The sequence below is a fragment of the Citrobacter sp. wls827 genome (assembly GCF_005280875.1).
Classification (GTDB): domain Bacteria; phylum Pseudomonadota; class Gammaproteobacteria; order Enterobacterales; family Enterobacteriaceae; genus Citrobacter; species Citrobacter youngae.
The window spans coordinates 490,061-491,482 of sequence record NZ_SZWR01000001.1; the positions used below are offsets into that span (position 1 = coordinate 490,061).

Consider the following 1,422-nt stretch of genomic DNA (forward strand, 5'->3'; position numbering starts at 1 on the left):
TTCGCGGCACAGGCGGTCATGGGATCGGCGAAGATGGTACTGGAAACGGGTAAACATCCTGGAGAACTAAAAGATATGGTGTGCTCGCCTGGCGGAACCACCATTGAGGCAGTGCGCGTCCTCGAAGAACGCGGCTTCCGTTCATCAGTCATCGAAGCGATGGTTAAGTGCATGGAACAATCAGAGAAACTCAGCAAATCCTGAGTGCAAGTCGGACGTCAGGCCGCCGCTTCAGTACGGTTACGTCCGGCATTCTTTGCTTTGTAAAGCGCCATATCCGCTGACTTCAACCACTCCCGGTAGTGCTCTGTTTCAGAAGTCAGCGGAGCAACACCGACGCTAATCCGCAGGGCTACTTGCGGAGCACAGGACAAGCGTAACTGGCTAAGTCGTTCATGGACGCGCGACATCGCTGCGATGGCGCTGGCTGCAGGTGTTCCGCACATAATTACCGCAAACTCATCACCACCAAAACGCCCAATCACATCACTGCCGCGCAGCGTCATTTGCAACTGACGCGTCAGCGCAACAATCGCCTGATCCCCAACATCATGACCCCAGGTATCATTGATGCTCTTAAAATGGTCGATATCGATAATAAGCAGCGTGGCATCACGTTGCTGACGACGGCAATTATCAAATTCATTGCGCAGCAGTAGCTCCCAATGGCGCCGATTATAAACGCCGGTCATTCCATCCCGCGTACTCATTACCTGCAGACGGCGTTTATGCTCCGCCAATTTGATCACCGTCTGGTAGCTAACCCAGGCAAACAGCAGCGGGTAAATCACCAGTACCGGCAGTGACAACAGTACGCTCAGTTGCGTACTGCTAAACACGACCTGAATATCCGTTAACTGTAGCGTCACCAGACATGAAACCACCATCAACACGACGCCAGCGATGAATAATCGCACCCCACCTGCGCCCATCAGGTTAATGCAGATAATCATCAGTAGCGCCGTGGATGGCAGCAGGTTTGCCCCCATGATCCCCACCCACATGCCAGCGAGGATCGCATCGGTTTTAATATTCGTAAATTCACTGTACAGCGGATCTTCCGCTTTGCTCGCCAACTGCCACGCCAGGTGCGGCCAGACAAACGCCCATCCCACCAGTAACAGCCACCAACCTCCGGTTATGGGTTGCGAGACTAATACCGACGCAATGGGGAAAAACATTCCCCCCAGCCCGACTGCGCGAGGCAGTCTTATCCGTCGGGCAAATCGCAGACCGGAACGTTGGTGGTCGTTTTGATGAAGCGATATAAATGCTTCATTCGGTACGGCCTTCTTTTGATAAAAGTTTTCATCATTCATCGTATTTGGGAATATTCTGAAACAAATTTCCCAAATTATAGAAAGGGGTCTGGCGGCGGAAGTATGATATTTCGGGTGAGCGATTTTATCCGCTCACCCGTAT

The 1,422-nt window shown here is 52.3% G+C and carries 2 protein-coding genes; one reads left to right on the forward strand and one right to left on the reverse strand.

Annotated features, from left to right (window positions below; genetic code table 11):
* Positions 1-204: pyrroline-5-carboxylate reductase dimerization domain-containing protein (locus tag FDX03_RS22945; protein WP_283204881.1), on the forward strand; the 204-nt coding region annotated here is incomplete at its 5' end.
* A 14-nt stretch (positions 205-218) separates the two neighbouring features.
* On the opposite strand, the gene adrA is transcribed toward FDX03_RS22945, so the two are convergent.
* Entirely contained in the window at positions 219-1,334 is a 1,116-nt protein-coding gene (gene adrA, locus FDX03_RS02305) for a diguanylate cyclase AdrA (protein WP_086523602.1), read from the reverse strand.
* Between the last annotated feature and the right edge of the window lie 88 nt (positions 1,335-1,422).